The organism is Sanguibacter sp. Z1732, assembly GCF_051020515.1.
In the GTDB taxonomy this organism is placed as follows: Bacteria; Actinomycetota; Actinomycetes; order Actinomycetales; family Beutenbergiaceae; genus CALKWS01.
On the sequence record NZ_CP194857.1, the window covers coordinates 3,930,828 to 3,955,297 of the forward strand.

Genomic DNA, 24,470 nt, shown 5'->3' on the forward strand with positions numbered 1-24,470 from the left:
CGGGTCGCGGGGTACCGTTCCCTGCATGGCTCGGCGCAAGACACGCTCGGTGGCGCCGTCGGTCGCGGCGCTTCCACAGGGTCCGATCCCCACCACGTATGCCACCGTAGAACTGACCCCGACACCGAGGATCCGAACGGTGTGCTGCTGCTGTTGGACGGGGTGCAGAGTTCCCACCTGTACCTGGACGACCCCACCCGGCTGATGTTCGAGTACATGCAGCAGATGCAGGTGGTGCTGACCCATCGATTCGGCCCGGAGGAACCGCTGAACGTGGTGCACCTGGGCGGTGCCGGATGTGCGCTCCCGCGGGCGATGGCCGCACTCTGGCCCGACTCGCGTCACCTGGTCGCGGAGATCGACGCCAAACTCGCTGAGTACGTGCGCACGTGGTTCGACCTGCCGCGCGCCCCGCGACTGCGGATCCGCGTGGCCGATGCTCGCGCGACCATCGCCTCGTTGCGCAGCGGCGGCGGCGACGCCGTGATCCGGGACACGTTCGCCGCCGGCGCCGTCCCACCACACCTGCGTACCGTGGAGTTCACCGAACTGGTGGCCGATCGGCTCAACCAGGCCGGGTGCTACCTGCTGAACCTGGCAGACAACCCCCCGCTGCCGGGGCTCGGCGCGAAGCGGCCACCCTCGCCGAGGTGTTCGCCCACACCGCCGTGATCGCCGAGCCCGGCGTACTGCGCGGGCGTCGCTACGGCAACGTCGTCATCCTCGGCGCCAACCGCCCCTGGCCCACCGCTGAGTTGAACCGGTCGTTGCGCACCCTCGCCCCCACCGCGCGAGTACTGCACGGCCGCGACCTGCGGGACTTCATCGGCACCGCCCAGGTGTTCCGCGATCCTGTCGAGTCCGATCAGTGGCGCGCCGGGGAGGAGCCGACCCAAGCCTCCGAGTCCGCCGAGCAGCGGATGCTGAGCATGCTGCCCGACACCCGCGAGGATCCGGACGGGCTGATCAGCCTGCCCTAGCGAGGTGCCGGAAAAGCCACGAGCCCGGCCGGCGCAACTGCGCCGACCGGGCTCGTGGGAGGTCTGGAATCAGACCATGCGGACGCTCTCCGCCTGCGGACCCTTGGGGCCCTGGGTGATCTCGAACTCAACCCGCTGCGCCTCTTCGAGGGAGCGGTAGCCGTCCGACTCGATGGCCGAGTAGTGAACGAAGACGTCGTCTCCGCCACCGTCCTGGGCAATGAATCCATAGCCCTTCTCAGCGTTGAACCACTTGACGGTTCCCTGTGCCATGTTGTGCTTGTCCTTCCGGGGACGTTGGTGGGGCAAGCCGTGTGCCGGCCCCGTCTTGCCACATGCTTCGCCCCACGCCTATCTCATCCCCGACCAAGTGGTACCTGGCCCGGAATGTTGGGATTGCGCACAGGAGTGCCCACCCGGGTCGAACGTAAGTGAAACTGTAACAAGGCCAGCATGTCATGCTCTGCCGCAGAAGCGCTACCGCAACACCCGCCGAGTCCGGCTAGTGGACTATCCAGGGTTGCTGGACGGACCCGCTCAGCCCTTGTCGTTGTCCTGGCCGGCCAGGTACTGGGAGAAGCGGGCGGCGATCTCATCGGCGCTGGGGACCTCCTCCGCCTCCACCACCGGTGTGCCCAACGCCTCGTCCCCGGTGGCCTCGGCGAAGGAGTCGAACTGTTCTTCCAGCGCCCGGACCACCGCGCCAACCTCCTCGGAGGCACCGACCTGCCGGTCGATTTCGGTCTGGATCCGCACGCCGTCGGCTTCCAGGTCACCGATCGGGAGCCCGAGACCGGTCACCCGGGTGATCTGGCGCACCAGTTCGGCGGCGGCCTGCGGATAGTCGGACTGAGCGAGGTAGTGCGGGACGTGCGCGGCGAACCCGAGGGCGTCGTGGCCGCGCCCACCCAGGCGGAACTCCAGTAGTGCCGACGCCGAACCCGGTACTCGCACCGAACTGATGTAGTTGGGGTAATCGGCCACCAACTCGGGCCGCGTCCCGTGGGCGGTCACGGTGATCGGGCGGGTGTGGGGTACCCCCATCGGGATCCCGTGCACTCCGACGGTGGTGCGCACACCGAACTCCTCGATCAGGCCGGTGATCGCGTCGATGAACAGTTCCCACTTCAGGTCCGGCTCCAGCCCGTGCAGCAGCAGCATCGCCTGACCCTCGTCGTCCCGCAGCAGGTCCAGCGTCAGGACCGGCTCGTCATAGGTGGTCCAGGCCCCGTCCTCGTACGTCATCACCGGCCGGCGGGAGCGGTAGTCCAGCAGCGCATCGACATCGAAGGTCGCCACCCGGCGGGTGCTGAGTTTGGCGGTGAGGTGCTCGGCGAGCAGCGCTCCGGCGTGTCCGGCGTCGATCGAGCCCTGCAAGGCGTGCACCAGCACCGCGACCTCGCCCTCGGGCAGGTCGGTTACCTCGGTCTCGCGGGTGTACAAATCGCGCGGATCAGCAGCCATGGACGTCCTTTCCTCGTTCACCCCATACTCAACGCTTCCTGCGGTGGTCACATTCCAGCCGGCTCCGCACCGGCAGCAGGGGTGCACCACACCCCAGGGTAGAGGCATAATGAACGGTCGCCCGGTTCCCCAAGCCTTCCGAGCCGCTGGAGCCCCGGCGTACCGGCCACGATCACCGCAGCGGAGTACCAACCTATTGTGACCAGCCCTGAAGTCGGCCCACGCAACGCCCTGGAGGTCGAGCAGTCCTACGTCGACCTCGTTTACGCCCGCCTGGACGAACTACGCGCGGGCGCCCGGAAGCGGTTGGCCAAGATACGCCGTGAGGGACCCAGCGGATCACCGCAGAACCGGTCCGAAAGGGATGCCTTCGCGACCATGTACGAGGACCGGGTGGCCGCGCTGGACGCGGTCGAGGACCGCCTGGTGTTCGGACGGCTGGACCTGCGCGACGGCGATCGGCGCTACGTGGGCCGGATCGGCATCTCCGACGCCGAGCACTCCCCCGTGCTCACCGACTGGCGGGCACCGGCGGCACGTGCCTTCTACCAGGCCACCGCGCACGCTCCCGGGGACGTGACGCTGCGCCGGCACCTGCAAACCAGGCATCGCCAGGTGGTGGCGATCGAGGACGACGTTCTCGACCTCGATGCACTTGACCCGGACACCAGGTGGAACTGGCCGGCGAGGGTGCGCTGATGGCCGCGCTGAAGGCCTCCCGCACCGGACGGATGGGTGACATCGTCGCCACGATCCAGGCCGAGCAGGATGCGATCATCCGCTCCGACCTGGGCGGGGTATTGGTGGTCCAGGGCGGCCCGGGCACCGGCAAGACCGCTGTGGCCCTGCACCGGGCGGCCTATCTGCTGTACTCCCACCGGGAACGCCTGGAACGCTCCGGCGTGCTGCTCATCGGCCCGAGCCGGGTGTTCCTGCGCTATATCGAACAGGTGCTGCCAGCCCTGGGCGAGACCGGGGTGGTCTCCTCGACGCTGGGTGATCTGATTCCTGGGATCAGCGCCACCGCCACCGAGGAACCGCGGGTGGCCAGGATCAAGGGGCGCCGCGCATGGGCCGGGATCATCTCCCGGGCGGTCAGGGCCAAGCAGCGGGTGCTGGGGCCCCAGGAACTCAAGGTGGGATCGGTGGTGCTGCAGTTGCGGCCGGATGAGGTGCGGGAGGCTCAGGCCCGCGCCCGACGGTCCGGGCACCCGCACAACCGGGCCCGGGTCACGTTCGTCCGCGCGATGCTGACCGCACTGGCTACCCAGTACCTGGAGCAGATCGGCGGCGCCGGGGAGGATCCGGCCGAGGTGGTCGAGGAGATCCGCAGTGCCCGGGACGTGCGGGTGGCGTTGAACCTGTGCTGGCTGCCACTGACGGCTACCGGCCTGGTGGCCGAGTTGTTCGCCAAACCCCACAAACTCGAAGCCGTGGCCGGACGGATGCCGGCGGCCGACCGCGAGGCCCTGGTGCGGCCGGTCGGGTCGGAGTGGACGACGGCGGACATCCCCCTGATCGACGAGGCCGCCGAGCTCATCGGTTCCGATGACGAGACCGAGCGCGCCCAGGCGCGCATGGAGGCCGCGCGCCGGGAGCAGGAGGTCGCCTACGCCCGGGAGGTTCTCGCCTCGGTCGGTAGCAGTGACGATCCCGTCACTGCCCGCGATCTGGTGTCGGCGGAGACCTTCGCGGGACGGTTCGCTGAGTCGGGGCCACAGTTGACCACCGCCGAGCGCGCCTACCGGGACCGGTCCTGGACCTACGGGCACATCGTGATCGATGAGGCACAGGAGCTCTCGGAGATGGCCTGGCGGGCGCTGCTGCGGCGCTGCCCCAGCCGGTCAATGACGGTGGTCGGCGACGTCGCACAGACCTCCTCCCCCGCCGGTACCCGCGAGTGGTCCCAGCGCCTGGACACGATGCTCCGCCGGGACTGGCGGGTCGCCGAACTGACTGTGAACTACCGCACGCCGGCCTCGGTGATGCGGGCGGCCCGGGCTGCTGTGACCGCCGCCGATCCGAAGCACCCGCCGGCACCCCTGCAATCGGCCCGCGAGGTCCCCGACGCACTGGTCCTGACCGCAGCGGACAGCCTCGGTGAGACCGTGGCGGCGGTGCTGGAGGACGAAGTGGCCGCCGTGGGCGACGGCACCGTGGCCGTCATCACCGCGACAGCCCGCCAGGATGAACTGAGCAGGATGCTGGACATCCCGGCCGGACCGGTGGACCTGGCCGCCCAAGTGGTGCTGCTGGATCCGGCCGGGGCCAAGGGACTGGAGTTCGATCGAGTGATCGTGGCCGAGCCCGCGGCGATCCTGGCCGAGGGCGAGCCCGCGGATCTCTACGTGGCGATGACGCGGCCCACCCAGCGTCTGCACGTGGTGCACGCCGAGGAACTGCCGGCCGGTTTCGCAGCCGCACTGGACCAGCCGATGTCCGACAGGTGAGACGCCTGGCTACCGGCGAGGAAGAAGAAGGACGATGAGCACCGTGGTCAAGGCACTGCTCCTGGAGAACATCCATCCCCTGGCACTCGATCTACTCGAGGGATCCGGCGCGGACGTCTCCACCGTGCCCGGTTCCCTGGACGAGGACGAACTGATCGAGGCCCTGGCAGGTGTGTCCGTCCTGGGCATCCGGTCCAAGACCAACGTCACCGAACGCGTCCTGTCGCGGAGTCCGGACCTACAGGCGATCGGCGCCTTCTGCATCGGCACCAACCAGATCGATCTGGATGCCGCCGTCCACCACGGGGTGGCCGCCTTCAACGCCCCGTTCTCCAACACCCGCTCGGTCGTGGAACTGGCCCTGGCCGAGATCATCGCGCTCACCAGGCGGTTGACCGAGAAGGACAAGTCACTGCACGCGGGCCTGTGGGACAAGTCCGCCAACGGTGCGCACGAGGTGCGTGGGCGCACGCTGGGCATCGTGGGGTACGGCAACATCGGCACCCAACTCTCCGTCGTCGCCGAGGCCCTGGGGATGCGGGTGGTCTTCTACGACAACGCCGAGAAACTCGCCCTCGGCAACGCCCGCCGCATGCCGGATCTGGACTCCCTGCTGGAGGTCTCCGATGTGGTCACCCTGCATGTCGACGGCCGGGCCGGGAACGCCGGGATGTTCGGGCCGGCGCAGTTCGCCAGGATGAAGCACGGTGCCATCTTCCTCAACCTCTCCCGCGGGTTCCTGGTGGACTACGCCCACCTGCGCGATGCGATCAGGGCCGGGGATCTGGCCGGCGCCGCGGTGGATGTCTTCCCCGACGAGCCCAAGCGCAACGGCGACCCGTTCGAATCCGAACTGCGTGGGCTGCCCAACGTGATCCTGACCCCGCACGTGGGCGGATCCACCGAGGAGGCGCAGCAGGACATCGGGGTGTTCGTGGCCGGAAAACTCCGCGACTACATGCGCTCGGGCTCCACGGCCCTGAGCGTGAACCTGCCCAGGCTCACGTTGGACACGCCCGGGCCGGGTCGCCAGCGCATCGCCCACTTGCACCGGAACGTGCCCGGCGTGCTGGCCGCGGTGAACCAGGCGTTGTCCTCCGGTGGTGCGAACATCGATTCCCAGATGCTCGCCACCACCGGTGACGTGGGTTACTCGGTGACCGACATCAGCGGCACCCTGCCGCGGCAGGCAAGGGACCACCTTCGTGAGATCGAGGGGCACCACAGTGTCCGCGAGCTCAACGGGTCGGTCTAGGCACGCTTCGGACCGGGCGCCGAGCGAGGAACTCAGCCGGTCTTACGCGGCCGGAATGTCCGCTTGGGCTCGCCGACCACCTCCGGCCCGTTCACCGAACCGGTGTTCCGGACTCCATCTGCGGTGGGGTGGTCACCCGCGTTCTTGCGATCGAGCGCCTCGCGCATCTTCGCCTTGGCATCGGCCATCAGCCGATCGGGGCCTTCGGATCCGTTCTTCTTCGATGACATCAACAGTCCTCCCTGAACTCACCACGGACCGGGACCGGGGTGGCTCATCCGCAACCTTGCCGGGTCCGGCGCGAACACGCCAGCGGATAAACCCCGGCCATGCACCCTCAGGCGTACTGCTCCGAGGCAGGATTGCGGTCCAACTTCAGCGCGGTGATCGCGGCCTCGAAGTCCTCGAGGGAGGTGAAGTTCTGGTAGACGCTGGCAAAGCGCAGGTACGCCACCTCGTCCAGCGCCCGCAGCGGCCCCAAGGTCGCCAATCCGACCTCGTGGGAGTCGATCTCGGCCACGCCGGTGGCGCGGATGGACTCCTCCACCTGCTGGGCCAGCAGCGCCAGGTCATCGGCGGAGACCGGGCGACCCTGACACGCCTTGCTCACACCGGCCACGACCTTCTCCCGGCTGAACGGCTCCATCGCCCCCGATCGCTTGATCACCGTGAGGCTGGTGCTCTCCACCGTGGTGAAGCGGCGCGAACACTCGGGACAGTGCCGGCGGCGGCGGATACTGCCGCCGTCGTCGGCGGTGCGGGAGTCCACCACCCGCGAGTCGGGGTTACGGCAGTACGGACAATGCATCGGCGCGTCCCTTCCCGGCTTGGTGACGGCGTGCTCGGTGCACACACAATGCCACATCTGGCTACCGGTGTGGGACGTCGCCCTCCAGCGGGTTCCTCAGCCCTGCGGGACGCTCAACTCCTGGCCGGCGTGCACGGTGGAGCGCTCCAGCCCGTTCATGCCGCGGATGGTCTCCACCACCTGGCGCACGTCCTGCCCCGGATCGGCGATCTCACTCGCGATCACCCACAGGCTCTCGCCCGGCTGGACCACCACGGTGGAGACCTCTGCCGGCGTCTGCGCCTCTGGCGCCAGCAGGGTGCCGAGCCCGCCGCCCACGGCGATCGCCAGCGCGAAGCCAAGCGCGACCAGCACCCGCCGTCCGCGGGTGGTCAGCCGCAGGGGGGCGTGTTCGCGCGCCCTGGCCGGGCGCACCGGCGCCGCCGGACGAACCGGTACCGCCGGGCGAACCGGAGCCGTCGGGCGAACCGGTGCCGTCACCAGGGGCGTCACGGGACGGGTCCGGCCGCCCGAGCCCTCGGTCTGCTGGGGTACGAGGGCCCGCGGCACGTCGCTCTGCGGCGTAGCCTTCGGGGCCTCCGGGGCCGGAGCCGCTCCGGGCGCCGAGAAGACTGCGGGAACCGGGAGGTGACAGGTCGAGTTACGTGCAGGGCCGGCGTGCCAGCAGGGGCGCGTCCGCGACCGCCGCAGGGCGGCCCGCCGGGTCGAGGGGCTGGGGTGGATCGCCAGTGCACTCATCGGATTACTCCTCGGGCCACGTCCGGGACCGGCAACCGACCGACCCTCGAACTGATGTTCTGCGAACACATGTATGGACAGTAACACAGCCGTTCGATAGCGTCGACACGCCAGTCGAACAGATGTTTCCTGTTCGGCGCCGTAACGCCTAGGCTTAGGAACGTCATGGGGAACACCCCACCACCGACCCCTGACATCGCGGTGACGGGACCATGGCAGAGCCGCTCGCAACCGCACCGAACCGCAGGAGGACACGATGGCCGAGGGACCCAAGGACACCAGCCGGCAGCACCCGGACCAGACCGGCCACTCCCCCGGTCTGACCGCCCGGCAACAGCGGATCATGGACTCGATCCGCACCAACATCGAGACCAAGGGGTACCCGCCGACGATGCGCGAGATCGGCACCGCCGTGGGCCTGGCCAGCCCGTCATCGGTGAAGTACCAGCTCCAGGTCCTGGAGGAAAAGGGGTACCTGCGCCGGGACCCGATCTCCACCCGCGCGATCGAGATCCTGGATCCCCACGGCACGGCGCCGGCGCAAGAGAGCCCGGCACCGGCTTCGGCCCGCGGCCCGAAACAGTTCTTCAGCACCGACTCCGATGAGCAGGTGGACGCCTCGCCCAGTTACGTCCCGGTGGTCGGGCGGATCGCGGCGGGCGGCCCGGTGCTGGCCGAGCAGTCGGTGGAGGACGTCTTCCCGCTGCCGCGCCAATTGGTCGGCGACGGCGACCTGTTCCTGCTCAAGGTCACCGGCGACTCGATGATCGACGCCGCGATCTGCGACGGCGACTTCGTCGTGGTGCGTCAGCAGCCGGTGGCCGAGAACGGTGAGATCGTCGCGGCGATGATCGACGGTGAGGCCACGGTCAAGACGCTCAAGCGCACCGAGGGCGAGGTCTGGCTGATGCCGGCCAACTCCGCCTACTCCCCGATCGAGGGATCCGACGCCCAGATCCTGGGCCGGGTGGTCAGCGTCCTGCGCTCGGTGTGACCCGCCCGTCCGGTCCGATCCGCAGGCACACCTCGTCGTCGTAGGTGCGTCGCTCGATCCGGAGCACCCGGTACTGCGAGTCCAGGACCGGGAAGGCGTGGATCGGTTGCAGCGTCAACCGCGCTCCGGTCCCGGTGCGCTCGAGGTTGATGTCCAGGTAGCCGTAGTGCTTGCCACCCTCACGCAGCACCGGGTTGCCGTCGCCGGCCACCTCCCAGCGCTCCGGAGCGTCCTGGTCGGCCGTCCAGGCCCGGTGCGGGTTGTACCGCAGGAGCTCCCCATCACCCCCTCGCAGTTCGCCACCCAGGCTGTCCCCGGCCACACCGACGTCGTAGTAGAGCACCCCGGGTGAGCCTTCGTCGCCGTCGGGCACCACCGAGCGCTCGAACAGTTCACTGTGCCCGCAGAGCACCGCGGCCACGCCGAATTCACTGAACATCCCGATGGAACCTGCGCATCGGGGTTCCGCCCTGACCGGTAGAGAACTCGTGATCCATCGGTAGGCCGTGCGCACCGCTGGAGTAGGGCACGTGGTGGAACTGGACCAGGATGATCCGGCCCTGCGCCCGGGCGTCGGCCAGATTCTCTTCGGCCCAGCGCCACTGCGGCCTGCCGGGGGCGATGTCGTTCAGGTCCGTGCCACCGGCGGCGGTGTACTCCGTTGCGGTGAAGTGGTCCTGGGTATCGGTGCCCGGGCCCCGGTAGGCCCGCCCGGTGAGGGGCCGGACGTAACGGGACCGATGGTCGTCGGGCTCCCCGTTCGAGGAGTCCAGCGTCAGGATCGTGAGTGGTCCGTGGTCGAGGCGGTAGTAGCCCCGGCCCCGCGACCCGTCCGGGCCCGGGAAGTGGGCGTGGTACTTGGCCCGGGCCCGCACCACCGGGGAACGGTCCGACGGCGTGCCGTACCGGCCGTTGCGGGCGCCGAAGTTCTCCCAGTTTCCCAGCGCAGGCAGGAGCGGTGCCCGCGAGAGCAGGCCCGAGGGGGCGTTGATCGTGAAGAACTCATCCCAGGCGGGCTGGTATCCCCCGCCGCCGACCAGGTCACCGGGATGCAGGATGAGGTCCGCCTCCTCCTGGGCGATCATGCTCACCACCGCCCGGTAGCCCTCCGCCTTGGTGAGCGGGTAGCGCAGCACGGGCCGGCCGGCGGTGTGCTCCGCCACGCCGAAGGCCTCCCGCCACAAGCCGTGCGGGTCGGGACGGGACTCCCCGCCGGGGCCGGCCGGCCAGGAGCGATGCGTCACCCGCCCGGCCGGAGCGGTCTCGGAGTCCGACAGCGCCACCAGGTGGATCTGCTGCCAGGACCCGTCGGTGGGAGCGGTGCGGAAGGCGGCACGGTACTGCTCGCCATCCTGGGCGACCGCGTAGGTGTACCGCGTGTGTGGCCGCAAGCCGGTCAGGACGACGACGTGGCGGACGTTCCCGTCCGGGTACAGCCAGGAGCCGGGCGCCAGACCCTCGATGTGCTCGGTGCGCTCGGCCTCGGTAGGGCTCAGCACGTCGAGGGCCTCGGGTCGGGACGTGACCGGCCCGGGCGCGCCCGGGCCGGTCACAACGACTTCTCCGGGTTCATCGGTGTGGGAGAACCAGATGATCGTCATGCCGGTGCTGCTCGGTGCGTGCAGGTAGGGCCGGACGCGGAAACCGGACGTCATGCCGGTGCGTCCCCGCCACCGGACAGCCTGCGCAGCGCGGCCCGGACCAGGTCACCGTCGGTGGTGGGCCACAGCGGCGGGAGCGACTTGGCCAGGAAACTGCCGTAGCGCGCCGTTCGCAGCCGGGGGTCGAGCACGGCCACCACGCCACGATCGGCCACCCCACGCACCAGCCGGCCCGCGCCCTGAGCCAGTAGCAGAGCCGCGTGGCTGGCAGCCACCGCCATGAAGCCGTTGCCACCTCCGGCAGCCACCACCTCCTGGCGCGCCTGGCGGATCGGGTCATCGGGGCGCGGGAACGGGATCCGGTCGATGACCACCAACTGGCATGCCTCCCCCGGCACGTCCACGCCCTGCCACAGCGACAATGTGCCGAACAGGGAGGTGGCGGGTTCGGCGGAGAACCGGCGCACCAGGGCCGGGATCGAGTCCTCGCCCTGTAACAGGATCTCGGTGTCCAGCCGCTCCCGCAGCGCCTCGGCCGCAGCCTGCGCACCGCGTCGGGAGGAGAACAGCCCGAGGGTGCGCCCGCCGGCGGCCTCGATCAGTCCGGCGAGTTCGTCCAGGGCCTCCTGGGCCGTGCCGTCGCGGCCCGGCGGCGGCAGGTGCGAGGCCACGTAGAGGATGCCCTGCTTGCCGTAGTCGAACGGGGAGGACACCTGCACGGCCCGGTGGGGCCCGAAGCCCATCCCGACGCTGCGCACGGCGTGGTCGAAGGTACCACCGAGGGCGAGGGTGGCCGAGGTGAGCACCGCGGCCCGCTCGGCGAAGAGCTCGGAGGCGATCGGGCCGGCCACGTCCAGCGGTGCGATCTTCAGCCGCGAACCCTCCCCCGGTGCGCGCCCGCGCTCGCACCAGAGCACGTCGATCCGCTCCGCCACACTGTCGGAAAGCAGGCGTTCGGCGATCTCGAACAGCACCAGCAGCGCCGACGTCGCCATGGCTCGGCCACCGGCTTCCTCGGCCTTGCCCTGGCCCTGGGTCTGCTCGGTGCGCACCGCCGTCATCGCCTCACGGCACGCCTCGGCGATGGAGCGCACCGTGGGCACCAGTTCGGCCGGCAGGCCCTGGGGCAGGCGGCCCTCGGGCACCAGACCAAGGTTGGTGCGCAGATGGGTGGCGGCATCCTCCAGGGCGGAGAGCGCGATCCCGGCGTGACGGCGGGCGAGCCGGGCGGTGCGTTCCACGGACGCGGCGGACAACTCCACCGTGGCCTGGGCGGTGACCCGGTCGGCGAGTTCATGCGCCTCGTCCACGATGAGCACCTGGTGTTCGGGCAGCACCTTCGGGGAACCCGAGGCGGCGATCCCCAGCATCGCGTGGTTGGTCACCACCAGGTCCGCCTCACGGGCGGCGCGGCGGGCGTGTTCGGGGAAGCAGTCGTTCAGCAGCGGGCAGCGTTGCCCCAGGCACTCCAGGGAGGTGAGGGAAACCTGCCGCCAGGCCCGGTCGCTGACCCCGGGCACCAGATCGTCGCGGTCCCCGGTGCTGGTCTCCTCGGCCCACCTGCGCAACCGCAGCACCTGTCCGCCCAGGGAGTCGTCCTGGCCCTCGGGGTGCTCCTCGGCGGCCGAGGGGGCCGCGGCTGCGGCATCGAAGAGGGTGCCCTCGTCGTCGGCCGGGTAGCCACCGGCCACCTTGTGCAGGCACAGGTAGTTGTGCCATCCCTTCAGCAGCGCCACCTGGGGCTCCCGGGGCAGGTGCCGCCGTAGGGACTCCGCGGCAAGCGGCAGGTCGTGTCCGAGCACCTGGCGCTGCAGGGCCAGGGTGGCGGGGAGAGACGATGGTCCGTTCCTCGTTGCCGACCGCGTGCAGCAGCGCCGGGATCAGGTACGCCAACGACTTACCGGTGCCGGTGCCGGCCTGGACGAGGAGGTGCTCGGCGCCGGCCAGCGCGGCGGCCACCTCGGTGGCCATCTGGTGCTGGCCCTCCCGGCGGGCGCCGCCCATCGCCGCGATGACCTCATCGAGCACGGTATCCAGGTGCGATGGCGGATCGGGGCGACTCACGTCGTCGTCGGTTGGAACGGTACCGCCCGCGTCGCTGCCGGCGTCGTCGGGGCTCATCCGCCGACGGCAGCATCCAGGTCTGCCGCCAGCGCCCCGTCGACCCGTGCGTGCAGCCGGGTCCCGTCCTCGGTGTGTTCGGTACTGATCACCTCTCCGGCCACGTGGGCCCGGTGCACCAGATCGCCGCGCTCATAGGGAACCAGCACATCCACCTCCACCGCCGGGCGGGGAAGTTCGGAGGCGATGTGTTCGCGCAGTTCCCCGATGCCCGCGCCGGTGCGCGCGGAGACGGCGACGGCGCTGGGCTCGCGGGTGCGTAGCGCGGCGATGGTCTCGGCATCGGCGAGGTCGGCCTTGTTCAGCACCACGAGTTCGGGGATCTCCGAACTGCCCTCGATCTCTCGCAGCACATCGCGCACCGCGGCGATCTGACCAGCGGGATCGGGGTGGGAAGCGTCCACGACGTGCACGATCACGTCGGCCTCGGCAACCTCCTCCAGCGTGGAGCGGAAAGCCTCGACGAGCTGGGTGGGCAGGCTCCGCACGAACCCGACGGTGTCGGCCAGGGTGTAGGTGCGCCCGTCCGGGGTCTCGGTGCGCCGCACGGTGGGGTCCAGGGTGGCGAACAACTGGTTCTGCACCAGCACACCCGCGTCCGTGAGCCGGTTCAGCAACGAGGACTTGCCGGCGTTGGTGTACCCCACGATCGCCACCGAGGGCACCGCACCGGCACGGCGGGAGCGGCGCCGCCCGGCCCGGGCCGGGGCCATCTGGGCGATCTGCCGTCGAAGCCGGGCCATCCGGGTGCGGATCCGCCGACGGTCCAACTCGATCTGGGTCTCCCCGGGTCCGCGCGAGCCGATACCGGCGCCCCCGGCCGTCTGCCCACCGGCCTGCCGGGACATCGACTCACCCCACCCGCGCAGGCGCGGCAGCAGGTACTCCAGTTGGGCCAGTTCCACCTGCGCCTTGCCCTCCCGGGACTTGGCGTGCTGGGCGAAGATGTCCAGGATCAGCGCCGTGCGGTCGATCACCTTGACCTTGACCACGTCCTCCAGGCCACGGCGCTGGGACGGGCCCAGTTCGGAGTCCACGATCACGGTGTCGGCGCCGGTGGCGTGCACCAGTTCAGCGAGTTCGGCCGCCTTGCCCGAGCCGAGGTAGGTGCCCGGTTCAGGATGACGACGACGCTGCAGCACTCCATCGAGCACCTGCGATCCGGCCGTCTCTGCCAGGGCGGCCAACTCCCGCAGCGAGACCTCGGCCTGCTCCACGGTGCCCTCGGACCACAGGCCAACCAGGATCACCCGCTCCAGGCGCAGCGAGCGGTACTCCACCTCGGTGACGTCGTCGAGTTCGGTGGACAGCCCGGCTACGCGGTTCAGCGCGGCGCGTTCCTCCGCGTCGAACTGGTCGCCGTCGTATTCGCTGGGCGCGGCGTCGTCGGCCTGGATGGCGGTGCCGTGGCGGGCCAGGATGCGGTTCACCACGGCTTGGGCGCGATCCTCGACGTCATCGGTGGGCGAGCCGTTCGTGGCGTGGGTACGTCCTTCTGCCACTGGGCGGTCCTGCGAGGGGGTGTTGGTCATCGTGTCCTGTCGTCGCGGTCCCGGTTGGCTGGGGAGATCGGGTCGCGCCAGGGCCGGGGAATCTGTCGTTTCCACTTTCCCACGCTCATGCTGGGGTTCCAACCGATTTCGCTGAGCGCGTGTGGTCCGGAGTGGTGGTCCGCGTTGAGCCACGACGCCTCGGCCCGGACACCTGCGCCCTGATCACCGACATGGAATAGAGGTGAATAGCGGAAATGCTATGGAATCCGGGGGGCCTTTGTGATCTCGCATGCCCCGGCCCGATCCACGAAGCCGCATGGGATGAGGCACGCTCGGGGCCACGACCGCGCATGTCAGTATGGGCGGTCACCCCCGCGCGGCTATCCTCGCGGGGTGGCGCACTACTTCGAGTCCCCGACGGCCGGCCCCGCGCGCCGGCGCACGATCTCGGTGAATCTTCGCGGTGAGCAGGTTGAGGTGCACACCGACCGGGGGGTGTTCTCCGGGGACCGGCTCGATCCTGGTACCGCTGTGCTGCTGCGCACGGTCACCGAGCCGCCGGCGTCCGGGGTCCTGGTGGACCTGGGGTGCGGGTGGGGGCCGATCGCGCTCTCGATGGCGCGCGCCGCGCCCCAGGCACGGGTGCTGGCCGTGGACGTCAACGAGCGTGCGTTGGAGCTGACGGCCGCGAACGCCAGGACGCTCGGGCTGGGCAACGTGGAGACTTTCACACCCGATGCCTTGCTGACGGCCGAGCCCGATCCGGTCATCGATGAGTTGTGGTCCAACCCGCCGATTCGCGTGGGAAAGGCTGTGCTGCACGGGTTGCTCCGCGCGTGGCTGCCTCGGCTGCGGTCCGGCGCGCAGGCGCACCTGGTGGTGCAGAAGAACCTGGGGTCGGACTCGCTCCAGCGTTGGATCGCGGCCGACCTCGGCTTCGAGGTGGAACGCCTGGCCAGTTCGAAGGGATTCCGGGTGCTGACGGTGCGCGGTCGCGGCCCGACCGACGGCGCCTGAGTCGCAGACGCCCTCGGTTCGGAGGCTGCTGCGACCTTCCTACCGACCTACCGAGAGCGCATATTTCTGCGATTTCTGGCGTCTGGGTCTGGTGGTTGTCGGTGGCCCACGGTAGACTCGTACGCATGTTCGACGTACCGCAAGCGGGGCCCGGCCGGCAGGGGAAGCCGGCGGAGGGCGCTGTGCGTGCTGATGCTGATGCCGCGCAGGCAACTGAGGTTCACGCGCAGACCGGTGCTCGGCCAGAGGCTGACGGACGAACCCGTGCTCGGCCAGCGGCTGACGGACGAACCCGTGCTCGGCCAGCGGCTGACGGACGAACCCGTGCTCGGCCAGCGGCTGACGGACGAACCCGTGCTCGGCCAGCGCCGGCGCCCACGCCCGGATCCGCGTCGGGGTCGGGGTCGAGGTGCGAGTGTGGAGGTTCGCGGGGGTTGGGGCCGGGTGGGCGGTTGCCGCTGTGGAAGATCCCTCAACCGGCTGATGATGAAGTCTCGTCCGGGCCGGAACTGGAAGCCCGGGGTTGGCGTGAGGTGGTGGCACCTGGATTCGATGCGCCCGATGAGGTGGTCGCAGCGTTCAACGACCCACCCGCGCATGTGCTGCAGGCATGGGCACAGGATCCACATTTCCCCGCTGCTGAGAGCGAGTTCGACGAGCAGGCTCCGGACTTGGATGAGGACGAACTGGTCGATGCCAATCTGATCGCTGCCGGTGTTTTCACCCAGGTGTGTGCAGACCCGGATCCAACGGGGGTGTTCCCCTTGCCGGCATGGGGTGAACGGTTGCCGGTGGGGGTGGCCCCGCGCACTGATGGGCACCTGGCCGATGTGGGGGCTCATGCCCGCCGGCGTGGGGATTGGCAGGCTGTGTATGACTTGGAGCGCCTGGATGCCAGTGGGATGGACGCTTACACGTTGATCGAGGCGGTGGCGGCGTGGCGACGGGTGGAAGCCCTGGCCGCGTATCACCAGCGGATCCTGGCCCATGAGTTGTCCTTGCGTCCGGTGCTGGCCCTGGGTAAGGGCCGGGCCGAGGCGCCCTCACGGGTGTCGGTCGCGGCAGCACAGTTGGGGGCCCGGGTGGGGTTGACCCGTCAGGGCGCGACCAAGCTGGTGGCCGTCGGGGCGGCCATGCGCGCCGGTACCGGGATCGGTGTCGGTCAGGCGCTGCGCGAGGGGGACATCGATGCGGACAAGGCGGACCTGCTGGTCCAGGCCACCAAATACCTGCCCGAAGAGGTGGCGATGCAGGTCCACGACCAGGTGTTACCCGGTGCAGGTTTGAACACTTTGCCCCGGGTGGAGCGGGACGTGGCCACGGCGGTGGCTGAGGTGGATCCGGAGGATCTCTCCGCCCGTCACGCCCGGGCGCGGGCCGAGCGGCGAGTGGGTGCACCGCGGGTGCGTCCCGATGGGATGGCCACAACCAGCATTTACTGGCCGGCCACCGATGCCATGGCGTTGCACACCGCCCTGGAAGCGGGCGCGCGGACAGCCAAGAACGACGGCGATGAGCGCACCCTCGACCAACTGCGTGCCGATGCCCTGACCACCATGGCCCACACGGCCCTGGCCACCGGACGCATCGGCCCCTGCCCCAGCGCCACCACGCCCGGGCACGCCCAGACCGGTGACGACAGCGCGAGCGCTGGTGACGGGTGCACCTGCCCATCGGTGTTCAGCACCTCCGAGGAGGCACCACCGGCCAGGGGGCGGGGCCGCCATGATGGCAGTCCGCTGAACCCTGGTGAGGTGCTGACGCCGTTCACTCTGGGCACCGTGGGTGGAGCCCGGGCCCAGATCCGCATCACCGTGCCCCTATCCACCTTGATGGGCACCAGCAACGACGCCGGTGACCTCGAAGGATACGGCCCCGTGCCGGCCGAAGTGGCCCGCGCCTTCGCCGCCGGGGGCACCTGGAAGCGCCTCGTCACCGACCCCCTGACCAACCGGGCCCTGGACGTGACCGCGAAACGTTACGAACCACCACCGTGGCTGCGCGAACAAGTCATCACCAACCAGCCCTTCTGCGTGGCCCCGGGTTGCAACGTCCAAGCCCGGCACGCCGACCTCGACCACGGCGTGCCCTTCCCTCACGGCCCCACCGCCGAGTGGAACCTGCACCCCCTGTGCCGCCAACACCACCGGTTGAAAACCCACGCCGGATTCACCCATAACAGCCCCACCCCGGGTGTGCACGAATGGACCACCCCTACCGGGCACCGCTACCGCACCGACCACGACGGCACTCACCTGCTCCCACCCCCGGGGAAGCACGAGACGAACGGTGCCGGGCGAGCCAACGGCGATGGGCAGAGCACGCGCAACGGTCCCGTCAGGACACCGTCGTCCTCCGAGTCAGTTGGGCCACCTCACGCCTATCCCAGCCGGGACGACCCACCACCCTTCTGAAGTGGCTCAGAACGGGTGAACCTGCGCCACCAGTTCAGCCGGCCCGGCCAGTTCCACGTGCCCGTCCTCGAGCACGCTCACGCGCAACCGCCCGCCAGGAACCAAGACGTACCAGACGTTCGGGGCCCCCTCCCCGAACCAGGTCCGGACCGCGAGCGCTGCGGCGCAAGCGCCGGTCCCGCACGACCGGGTCTCCCCCACCCCGCGTTCGTGCACTCGCATCTTGACCACCCCGACCGACTCCGCCCCCACCACGTTTCCGGCCTCGTCGACGATGTCCAGATCCTGCTCGCCCAACGGCACCACGAGTTCAACGTTCGTACCCTCAGCCGGTTCCGGATCGACCACCGGCACCTTACTCAGGTCCGCCAGTTCCAACTCCTCCGGATCGGTCAGAGCAATCACGGTATGCGGATTCGGTACGGACAGCCGCAACCCCGGCCGCGGAGCGCGGAGTCCCGCGACCTCCACCTGCACATCCGACCCGGCTCGCAGCGCCTCAGAACCGCCCGGCGCCGACCACGTCCCCATGTCAACCGCGAACTCCTCCCCCTCCCGACGCACAATCAACTCCCCCGCACGGGTCGCGATCGGAACGGCTGCACCGTCGGGAAATTCGAGCAGGCCCTCATCGATGAGGTACGCCACGAACACCCGGACGCCGTTGCCGCACACCTCCGCCACCGAGCCGTCGGCATTGCGGTAGTCCATGAACCACTCGGCGTCACGGACCGGCACATCGGCGAGCGCCCCGCCGGCCGAACTGACCAAGACCGCACGAATCACGCCGTCCGCGCCGATCCCGGTGTGCCGGTCCGTCAGGTCCACGACGTACTCGGCGCTCAGCGTGTGCTGGTCATCCGGGTCGGCGAAGAGGAGGAAGTCGTTGCCGGTGCCATGACCTTTGGTGAAGACCGGATGTGGTTCTGGACCCATACGCCGGAGCCTACTGTGCATCGGAACGGGTCTCGAGATGACCCAGCGCCCGGTGCAGCACCCCGGCGCCGGCCCGGAGCCAGTGCACGCGCGGGTCACGTCGGAACCACTTGATCTGCCGGCGGGCCAACTGCCGCGTGGCCAGGCCGGTGTCGGCCACAGCCTGTGCCACATCACACTCCCCGCGCAGCACGGCCAGGGCCTGGGCGTAACCCACCGCGCGGTTGGCGGTTCGCCCACGCTCCAGCCCGTTGGCGACCAGTGCGCGGGTCTCCTCGATCAGACCCGCCTCGAACATCGACACCGCCCGCGCATCGATCCGCTGGTCGAGCCGGGCCGCTGGCATCTCCAACCCGATCTGCACCGCCGGGATCGCATACCGGTGCTCGGGCAGATTGGCACTGAACGGCTCCCCGGTCAGGCGGATCACCTCCAGCGCCCGCACGATCCGGCGCGCGTTGCGCGAATCGATCCGCTCGGCCGCCACCGGATCCACCCGGCCCAACTCGGCGTGCAGCACGCCGGGGCCCTCGGCCTCGGCCCGGGCCTCCAGTTCGGCACGCACCCGCGGGTCGGTGCCGGGGAAACTCATCTCGTCCAGCAACGCCCGCACATACAGCCCCGAACCCCCGACGACGACGGCGCGGCGCCCCCGGGCGGCGATGGCGGCCAGGTCCGCTCGGCCGTACTTCTGGTACGCAGCCACCGAGGCTTCCTGGTGCACCTCGAGCACATCCAACTGGTGATGCGGAATCCTCCTACGCTCCGCGACGGGCACCTTCGCCGTGCCGATATCCATGCCCCGGTAGAACTGCATCGCGTCAGCGTTGACGATCTCAGCCCCCAGCTGCTCGGCCAGGTCCAGGGCGAGATCAGACTTCCCCGTCGCGGTGGGCCCCACGATGGCGATCACTGACGCAGACACCCTGGCAACCTACCGCTCGCCCCCGGGCTTATGCTGATTGGTGATGAGCAACCCCGACAACGACCCCGACGAGGGCCGATCCTCCGAGGAAGACCAGGCGCCCGCCGAGGAACCCGTCAACGCGGCCGACTTCGAACTGTCAGAGGAAGACATCGCCGCCGCCGAGGTCCATCCGGTCACCCCGGAGCGCATCCGGACCTGGCTGAAGGAGAAGGGGCACAACCACCTCCTCCGCCCCGACGGCCAGCCGGCCGGGATCTGGAACGGCTCCCTGTTCACTTTCACCGTGACCCGGCACGTGCTGCAGATCCGGGGCCAATGGAGCCGCACCATCACCATCGAGCGCCGCGCGGAGTTCATGGCGCTGATCAACCACTTCCACACCCGCAACCCCTGGCCCAAGTGCTTGCTCCAGGTCATGGACGACGGCTCCATGCGGTTCACCGCCGACCTGGCCACGCCGATCTCGGCGGGGATGTCCGAGCAGCAACTCACCCGGGCAATACGTCTGGGTATCGGCGCCGGCCTGTCCCTCTTCGCCCAGTTGGATAAGCAGTTCCCCGACCCCTTGATGACCACAGGTGCCGCATGATCGACCCCACTGACCTACCCGGCGTCGGCGACTGGCCCGCGCCGGTAACCGTCGACCGTCTTCATCGAATGGTCGAGTCGGCCGGCGTGACCGTGACCCCGGCCGAGAACCAGATCCTGCGCGCCCGGCTCGGTGACAACCTCGTGGAGATCTCGGTGGCCGCGGGCAAGGCCACCGTGCTGCGGGTCCTGGGACTGGCCTCGACCACCCTGCCCAAGGACGCCGAGTCGGCCCTGGCCACCTATGCCAACAACTGGCACCGCGAGAAGGTCTGGCCCACGTTGCTGTGGACCACCAACGCCGAGGGCAACCTGGCGCTGCGCAGCGTCTACACAGTCGATTCACCGCCGGTGCCACCGACCAGCAACTCACCACCGCGATCCGGCTGGGTCTCAGCGCCACCGCCAAGGGCCTGGACTCGGCGCTCGAGGCGCTCCAGAACGGCACCACCGAGCCCGAACTGGGCTGACGGGCTCATGATGAGCCACCGTCCGGAACCCGCGGCGCAGGCCGATTTGCGGACACTGCTCGACTCCGCCGACCGGATCGTCGGCTTCACCGGCGCCGGTGTCTCCACCGAGTCGGGCATCCCGGATTTCCGCTCCGCCGGTGGGGTATGGACCACGTACGATCCGGCCACCTTCGACTTCGCCCGGTTCATCACCGATGCGCAGGTGCGCGAGCAGAGCTGGCAGATGCGCCGGGAGTTCTTCGACGCCGATGCTCGACCGAACCCGGCCCACCGCGCCCTGGCAGCCCTGGAACATCAGGGCCGCTGTGCCGGGGTGATCACGCAGAACATCGACGGCCTGCATCAGCAGGCGGGGTCGGTCAACGTCCTGGAACTGCACGGCACCGCGCGGGAGGTGCTGTGCATCGGAACCCATCCTGCTCCCGGCAGCCCGCAAGGTTGCGGGTGGCGGGCGCCGCACGCATGGGCGATGGAGCAGGTCGACGCCGGTCATCCCGACCCGCGCTGCCCCGACTGTGCCGGGATGGTGAAATCCGCGACGATCTCGTTCGGCCAGTTGCTCGACCCCGATGTGATCGAGGCGGCCCTGGCCCTGGCCCGGTCCGCGGATCTGCTCATCGCCGCGGGATCCTCGTTGCAGGTGCAGCCGGCTGCGGGCCTCCCGCTGGAGACCCTCGAGGCCGGCGGCCGCCTGGTGATCATCAACGACGAGCCGACCCCGCTCGACCGGTTCGCCGACGTGGTGGTGCGAGGCCGTGCCGGTGAAGTGCTCGGCGCAGCCGTGCCGCTCTAACGCAGCCGTGCCGATGCACCACGGCGTACCCGCCCGGCTCAGGCCTGCGAGCGCACCTTGGGCATCCCCAGTCCCACCGGGACCGGGCCCGCCGGGACGGTGCCCGCGGCCCTGGCCCGCTGCGCCGCCTCCCACGCATCACCGGAGCAGGTGCGCCGGACCTCGAACGTGCCACCCCGGACACCGGAGTCGGCGATCAGGTGGTGCGGCGCCGAGGACGTCACCCGCGCGGTGACCATGTCGCCCGGGCGAGGTGCGTCGTCGTCGGGCATTCCCCCCGGCAGACCGAGGTGCACCAGCCGGTTGTCCGCCGCCCGCCCCGAGAGCCGCTTTGTGGCGGCGTCCTTGCGCCCCTCGCTCTCCGCGATGAGCACTTCGACGTCGGTCTCGACCTGCTTGGCGTTCTCCTCGGTGGAGATGCGCTGCTGCAGGTTCACCAATCGCGCGTACCGCTCGGCGACCACATCGGCCGGCACCTGATCGGGAATGTCCGCGGCCGGGGTTCCCGGACGCGGGGAGTACTGGAAGGTGAAGGCGCTGGAGAAGCGGGAGGCCTCCACCACGTCCAAGGTGGCCTGGAAGTCCTCCTCGGTCTCCCCGGGGAAGCCCACGATGATGTCGGTGGTGATCGCGGCATCGGGCAGTTGCCCCCGCACCCGGTCCAGGATCCCGAGGAACTTCTCCGACCGGTAGGACCGGCGCATCGCGCGCAGGATCACATCCGACCCGGACTGCAGCGGCATGTGCAGCGAGGGCATCACGTTCGGGGTGGCCGCCATGGCATCGATCACGTCATCGGTGAACGCCGCCGGGTGCGGGGAGGTGAACCGGACCCGTTCCAGGCCCTCGATGTGACCGCAGGCGCGCAGCAGTTTCGCGAACGCACCCCGGTCCCCGAAACCCACGCCGTAGGAGTTGACGTTCTGGCCCAGCAGGGTCACCTCGATGGCACCCTGATCCACCACGGCGGCGACCTCGGCGAGCACCTCGCCAGGGCGCCGGTCCCGTTCCTTGCCCCGCAGGCTCGGCACGATGCAGAAGGTGCAGGTGTTGTTGCAGCCCACCGAGATCGACACCCACGCCGCATAGGCACTCTCCCGGCGGGTGGGCAGCGTGGAGGGGAAGACCTTCAGCGAGTCCTCGATCTCCACCTGCGCCTCGTCGTTGTGGCGGGCCCGTTCCAGCAGTACTGGCAGCACGTCGAGGTTGTGGGTGCCGAAGACCACGTCCACCCACGGAGCGCGCTCGACGATGCCGGCCCGGTCCTGCTGGGCCAGGCAGCCTCCGACGGCGATCTGGAAGTCGGGGCGGTCCTTCTTCAGGGAGGCGAGCTGGCCGAGGTTCCCGTACAGGCGGTCTGCGGCGTTCTCCCGTACAGCACAGGTATTGATGACGACGACGTCGGCCCGGGCGGCCTGCTCCAGCAACGAGCCGCTGTGGCCGCCGGCATCGATGTAGCCGGCCTGCTCCAACATGCCCGACATCCGCTCGGAGTCGTGCACGTTCATCTGGCAGCCCAGGGTGCGCACCATGTACCGGCGCGGGGTTTCAACACTCACAGGGCCCGATTCTACGGTGCTGCGGGCCGGGCGCGAGAAGCCCGGGGGGCGGGGATCGAGTCCAATTCGTGATCTGCGTACCGACCCCCGGATGGGTACGAGGCATTAGGTTGCAGATATGTCAGAAGCGACTCCGGAACCGCCTGCCCTGACGGCGCCGGCCTCGGATATGGCCGCAGCCGCCGGTGAACCGCTCGTGGTGCTCAGCGACGTGCAGAAGTACTTCGGTGACTTGCACGTGCTCAAGGACATCGACCTCACCGTGCACCGCGGCGAGGTGGTGGTGGTGATCGGGCCCTCCGGTTCGGGCAAGTCCACCCTGTGCCGCACCATCAACCGGTTGGAACCGATCAATTCCGGTTCGATCACCCTGGACGGCCAGGAACTGCCCGCCGAGGGCAAGGCCCTGGCCGCGCTGCGCGCCGATGTGGGCATGGTCTTCCAGGCCTTCAACCTGTTCGCGCACAAGACGGTGCTGGAGAACGTGACGCTGGGGCCGATCAAGGTCAAGAAGATGAAGACCGCCGAGGCCCGCAAGGTCGCGATGGATCTGCTCGACCGGGTCGGCGTGGCCAACCAGGCCGACAAGATGCCGGCCCAACTCTCCGGAGGTCAGCAGCAGCGTGTGGCGATCGCCCGCGCCCTGGCGATGAGGCCCAAGGTCATGCTGTTCGATGAGCCCACCTCAGCGCTGGACCCGGAGATGGTCAACGAGGTCCTCGACGTGATGGTCTCCCTCGCGAAGGAGGGCATGACGATGGTGGTCGTGACACACGAGATGGGCTTCGCGCACAAGGCGGGCGACCGCGTCGTCTTCATGTCCGAGGGCCAGATCGTGGAGGTTGCCGATCCGGACACCTTCTTCGCCGACCCGCAGACCGATCGAGCCCAGGATTTCCTGAGCAAGATCCTCACCCACTAGTCGCCGCCGACCTGAACACCCATTCCACTCACAGACATGTGCGACCCACAGGAGGAAACCCACGATGAAGAACACCCGTAAGTCATTGATCGCCCTGGCGGCAGCCGGGCTGCTGATGCTCACCGCCTGCAACGGGGACGACGGCGCTCCCGAGGGCGAGCCGGTCGACCCGACGGAGTTCCCCGAAGGCAGCACGATGCAGCAGCTGCACGACCAAGGCTCCATCACCATCGGCACCAAGTTCGACCAGCCCTTGTTCGGGCTGCAGGGCCCGGACGGCACACCGGTGGGCTTCGACGTCTCCATCGGCCAACTCGTCGCCGACGCCCTGGGCGTGGAAGCCGAGTTCGTGGAGGCACAGACCCCGCAGCGTGAGAACCTCATCGAGAACGGATCGGTGGACATCGTCGTGGCCACCTACACCATCAACGACACCCGCAAGGAGGTCGTCGACTTCGCCGGCCCGTACTACATCGCCGGTCAGTCCCTGATGGTGACGATGGACAACGACGAGATCTCCGGCGACGACGACCTCGACGGCAAGCGCGTCTGCTCCGCGGACGGGTCGACCCCGGCGCAGAACATCGCCGAGAACTACCCGGAGGCCGAGCTGGTCACCTACGGCGCCTACACCGACTGCCTGGACCCACTGCGAAGCGGGCAGGTGGACGCCGTCACCACCGACAACGTGATCCTGGCCGGCTACGTGGACGAGAGCCCGGACGACTTCAAGATCGTCGGGGACCTGTTCACCGAAGAGCCCTACGGCATCGGCCTGGCCAAGGGCGACGACGAGTTCCGCGATTTCATCAACGACGTGATCGAGGAATCGTATGAGAACGGCAACTGGGAGGCCGCGTGGGAGAACACCGCCGGCACGGTGCTGGAGCTCCCGGAGCCCCCGGCCGTCGACAGGTACTGATCGCTGCCCACGTT

The 24,470-nt window shown here is 69.5% G+C and carries 24 protein-coding genes; 12 read left to right on the forward strand and 12 right to left on the reverse strand.

Going from position 1 to position 24,470, the window contains the following annotated elements; translation table 11 throughout:
- The first annotated feature begins 141 nt into the window (after positions 1 to 141).
- A complete protein-coding gene (locus ACRRRO_RS20430) occupies positions 142 to 672 on the forward strand; it encodes a spermidine synthase (protein ID WP_434080764.1) in 531 nt (176 codons plus the stop codon).
- Positions 651 to 980, forward strand: a complete 330-nt coding sequence (locus ACRRRO_RS20435; RefSeq protein ID WP_434080765.1) for a hypothetical protein — start codon at positions 651 to 653, stop codon at positions 978 to 980. Before ACRRRO_RS20430 ends, ACRRRO_RS20435 begins: the two co-directional genes overlap by 22 nt.
- A gap of 69 nt (positions 981 to 1,049) precedes the next feature.
- Here ACRRRO_RS20435 and ACRRRO_RS20440 read toward each other — a convergent pair whose 3' ends face one another.
- On the reverse strand, positions 1,050 to 1,253 hold the full coding sequence (locus tag ACRRRO_RS20440; protein ID WP_424787944.1) for a cold-shock protein: 204 nt from the start codon (positions 1,251 to 1,253) through the stop codon (positions 1,050 to 1,052).
- A gap of 264 nt (positions 1,254 to 1,517) precedes the next feature.
- Positions 1,518 to 2,444, reverse strand: a complete 927-nt coding sequence (locus ACRRRO_RS20445; RefSeq protein ID WP_424797200.1) for a proteasome assembly chaperone family protein — start codon at positions 2,442 to 2,444, stop codon at positions 1,518 to 1,520.
- Between the two features lie 198 nt (positions 2,445 to 2,642).
- Here ACRRRO_RS20445 and ACRRRO_RS20450 point away from each other — a divergent pair, with 198 nt between their 5' ends.
- From ACRRRO_RS20450 to serA, 3 genes are read left to right on the forward strand one after another with little or no spacing between them, the layout of a single operon-like run.
- Positions 2,643 to 3,143, forward strand: a complete 501-nt coding sequence (locus ACRRRO_RS20450) for a hypothetical protein (RefSeq protein ID WP_434080766.1) — start codon at positions 2,643 to 2,645, stop codon at positions 3,141 to 3,143.
- Positions 3,116 to 4,894, forward strand: a complete 1,779-nt coding sequence (locus ACRRRO_RS20455; RefSeq protein WP_434080767.1) for a HelD family protein — start codon at positions 3,116 to 3,118, stop codon at positions 4,892 to 4,894. Before ACRRRO_RS20450 ends, ACRRRO_RS20455 begins: the two co-directional genes overlap by 28 nt.
- A gap of 43 nt (positions 4,895 to 4,937) precedes the next feature.
- Positions 4,938 to 6,149 carry a phosphoglycerate dehydrogenase gene (gene serA / locus ACRRRO_RS20460; RefSeq protein ID WP_434081611.1) on the forward strand — a complete coding sequence of 404 codons (1,212 nt, stop codon included), beginning with the start codon at positions 4,938 to 4,940 and terminating at the stop codon, positions 6,147 to 6,149.
- A 32-nt stretch (positions 6,150 to 6,181) separates the two neighbouring features.
- On the opposite strand, the gene ACRRRO_RS20465 is transcribed toward serA, so the two are convergent.
- The 3 genes from ACRRRO_RS20465 to ACRRRO_RS20475 all read right to left on the reverse strand — a co-directional run bounded on the left by ACRRRO_RS20465 (position 6,182) and on the right by ACRRRO_RS20475 (position 7,311).
- Positions 6,182 to 6,379, reverse strand: coding sequence for a DUF5302 domain-containing protein (locus tag ACRRRO_RS20465; protein ID WP_424797202.1), 198 nt, complete (start codon positions 6,377 to 6,379; stop codon positions 6,182 to 6,184).
- A 107-nt stretch (positions 6,380 to 6,486) separates the two neighbouring features.
- Positions 6,487 to 6,957 carry a transcriptional regulator NrdR gene (nrdR, locus tag ACRRRO_RS20470; RefSeq protein ID WP_424787948.1) on the reverse strand — a complete coding sequence of 157 codons (471 nt, stop codon included), beginning with the start codon at positions 6,955 to 6,957 and terminating at the stop codon, positions 6,487 to 6,489.
- Positions 6,958 to 7,053: 96 nt separating this feature from the next.
- Positions 7,054 to 7,311, reverse strand: a complete 258-nt coding sequence (locus ACRRRO_RS20475) for a LysM peptidoglycan-binding domain-containing protein (protein ID WP_434080768.1) — start codon at positions 7,309 to 7,311, stop codon at positions 7,054 to 7,056.
- Positions 7,312 to 7,951: 640 nt separating this feature from the next.
- On the opposite strand from ACRRRO_RS20475, the gene lexA reads away from it, so the two are divergent.
- Positions 7,952 to 8,689 (forward strand): transcriptional repressor LexA, encoded by a 738-nt coding sequence (gene lexA / locus ACRRRO_RS20480; protein ID WP_424797204.1) that lies wholly within the window; start codon positions 7,952 to 7,954, stop codon positions 8,687 to 8,689.
- Here the strand turns inward: lexA and ACRRRO_RS20485 are convergent.
- The 4 genes from ACRRRO_RS20485 to hflX form a co-directional block, all read right to left on the reverse strand.
- The gene (locus tag ACRRRO_RS20485) at positions 8,667 to 9,128 is read right to left on the reverse strand and encodes a hypothetical protein (RefSeq protein ID WP_434080769.1); all 462 of its coding nucleotides are present in this window, start codon (positions 9,126 to 9,128) and stop codon (positions 8,667 to 8,669) included. The two genes, lexA and ACRRRO_RS20485, sit on opposite strands and share 23 nt — an antisense overlap.
- Entirely contained in the window at positions 9,118 to 10,344 is a 1,227-nt protein-coding gene (locus tag ACRRRO_RS20490; RefSeq protein WP_434080770.1) for a metallophosphoesterase family protein, read from the reverse strand. The genes ACRRRO_RS20485 and ACRRRO_RS20490 overlap by 11 nt, the downstream gene beginning before the upstream one ends.
- On the reverse strand, positions 10,341 to 12,092 hold the full coding sequence (locus tag ACRRRO_RS20495) for an ATP-dependent DNA helicase (RefSeq protein ID WP_434080771.1): 1,752 nt from the start codon (positions 12,090 to 12,092) through the stop codon (positions 10,341 to 10,343). The genes ACRRRO_RS20490 and ACRRRO_RS20495 overlap by 4 nt, the downstream gene beginning before the upstream one ends.
- 315 nt (positions 12,093 to 12,407) lie before the next feature.
- Entirely contained in the window at positions 12,408 to 13,943 is a 1,536-nt protein-coding gene (hflX, locus tag ACRRRO_RS20500) for a GTPase HflX (RefSeq protein WP_424797207.1), read from the reverse strand.
- Positions 13,944 to 14,297: 354 nt separating this feature from the next.
- On the opposite strand from hflX, the gene ACRRRO_RS20505 reads away from it, so the two are divergent.
- Both ACRRRO_RS20505 and ACRRRO_RS20510 read left to right on the forward strand, forming a co-directional pair.
- The gene (locus ACRRRO_RS20505; RefSeq protein ID WP_424797208.1) at positions 14,298 to 14,921 is read left to right on the forward strand and encodes a class I SAM-dependent methyltransferase; all 624 of its coding nucleotides are present in this window, start codon (positions 14,298 to 14,300) and stop codon (positions 14,919 to 14,921) included.
- Positions 14,922 to 15,457: 536 nt separating this feature from the next.
- A complete protein-coding gene (locus ACRRRO_RS20510; protein WP_434080772.1) occupies positions 15,458 to 17,335 on the forward strand; it encodes a DUF222 domain-containing protein in 1,878 nt (625 codons plus the stop codon).
- Between the two features lie 6 nt (positions 17,336 to 17,341).
- On the opposite strand, the gene dapF is transcribed toward ACRRRO_RS20510, so the two are convergent.
- Together dapF and miaA are read right to left on the reverse strand one after the other, a co-directional pair.
- Positions 17,342 to 18,271, reverse strand: a complete 930-nt coding sequence (dapF, locus tag ACRRRO_RS20515) for a diaminopimelate epimerase (protein WP_424787956.1) — start codon at positions 18,269 to 18,271, stop codon at positions 17,342 to 17,344.
- 10 nt (positions 18,272 to 18,281) lie between these two features.
- Positions 18,282 to 19,196, reverse strand: a complete 915-nt coding sequence (miaA, locus tag ACRRRO_RS20520) for a tRNA (adenosine(37)-N6)-dimethylallyltransferase MiaA (RefSeq protein ID WP_424797210.1) — start codon at positions 19,194 to 19,196, stop codon at positions 18,282 to 18,284.
- A gap of 43 nt (positions 19,197 to 19,239) precedes the next feature.
- On the opposite strand from miaA, the gene ACRRRO_RS20525 reads away from it, so the two are divergent.
- Together ACRRRO_RS20525 and ACRRRO_RS20530 are read left to right on the forward strand one after the other, a co-directional pair.
- Positions 19,240 to 19,788 (forward strand): YbjN domain-containing protein, encoded by a 549-nt coding sequence (locus ACRRRO_RS20525; RefSeq protein WP_424797211.1) that lies wholly within the window; start codon positions 19,240 to 19,242, stop codon positions 19,786 to 19,788.
- Positions 19,785 to 21,053, forward strand: coding sequence for a Sir2 family NAD-dependent protein deacetylase (locus tag ACRRRO_RS20530; RefSeq protein ID WP_434080773.1), 1,269 nt, complete (start codon positions 19,785 to 19,787; stop codon positions 21,051 to 21,053). Before ACRRRO_RS20525 ends, ACRRRO_RS20530 begins: the two co-directional genes overlap by 4 nt.
- A gap of 38 nt (positions 21,054 to 21,091) precedes the next feature.
- Here the strand turns inward: ACRRRO_RS20530 and miaB are convergent, their stop codons facing one another.
- Complete coding sequence (gene miaB / locus ACRRRO_RS20535) at positions 21,092 to 22,585, reverse strand: tRNA (N6-isopentenyl adenosine(37)-C2)-methylthiotransferase MiaB (RefSeq protein ID WP_424797340.1); 1,494 nt, start codon at positions 22,583 to 22,585, stop codon at positions 21,092 to 21,094.
- 196 nt (positions 22,586 to 22,781) lie between these two features.
- On the opposite strand from miaB, the gene ACRRRO_RS20540 reads away from it, so the two are divergent.
- Both ACRRRO_RS20540 and ACRRRO_RS20545 read left to right on the forward strand, forming a co-directional pair.
- Positions 22,782 to 23,534 (forward strand): amino acid ABC transporter ATP-binding protein, encoded by a 753-nt coding sequence (locus ACRRRO_RS20540; protein ID WP_424797341.1) that lies wholly within the window; start codon positions 22,782 to 22,784, stop codon positions 23,532 to 23,534.
- Between the two features lie 64 nt (positions 23,535 to 23,598).
- Positions 23,599 to 24,456, forward strand: coding sequence for a glutamate ABC transporter substrate-binding protein (locus ACRRRO_RS20545; RefSeq protein WP_424797213.1), 858 nt, complete (start codon positions 23,599 to 23,601; stop codon positions 24,454 to 24,456).
- Positions 24,457 to 24,470 lie beyond the last annotated feature (14 nt).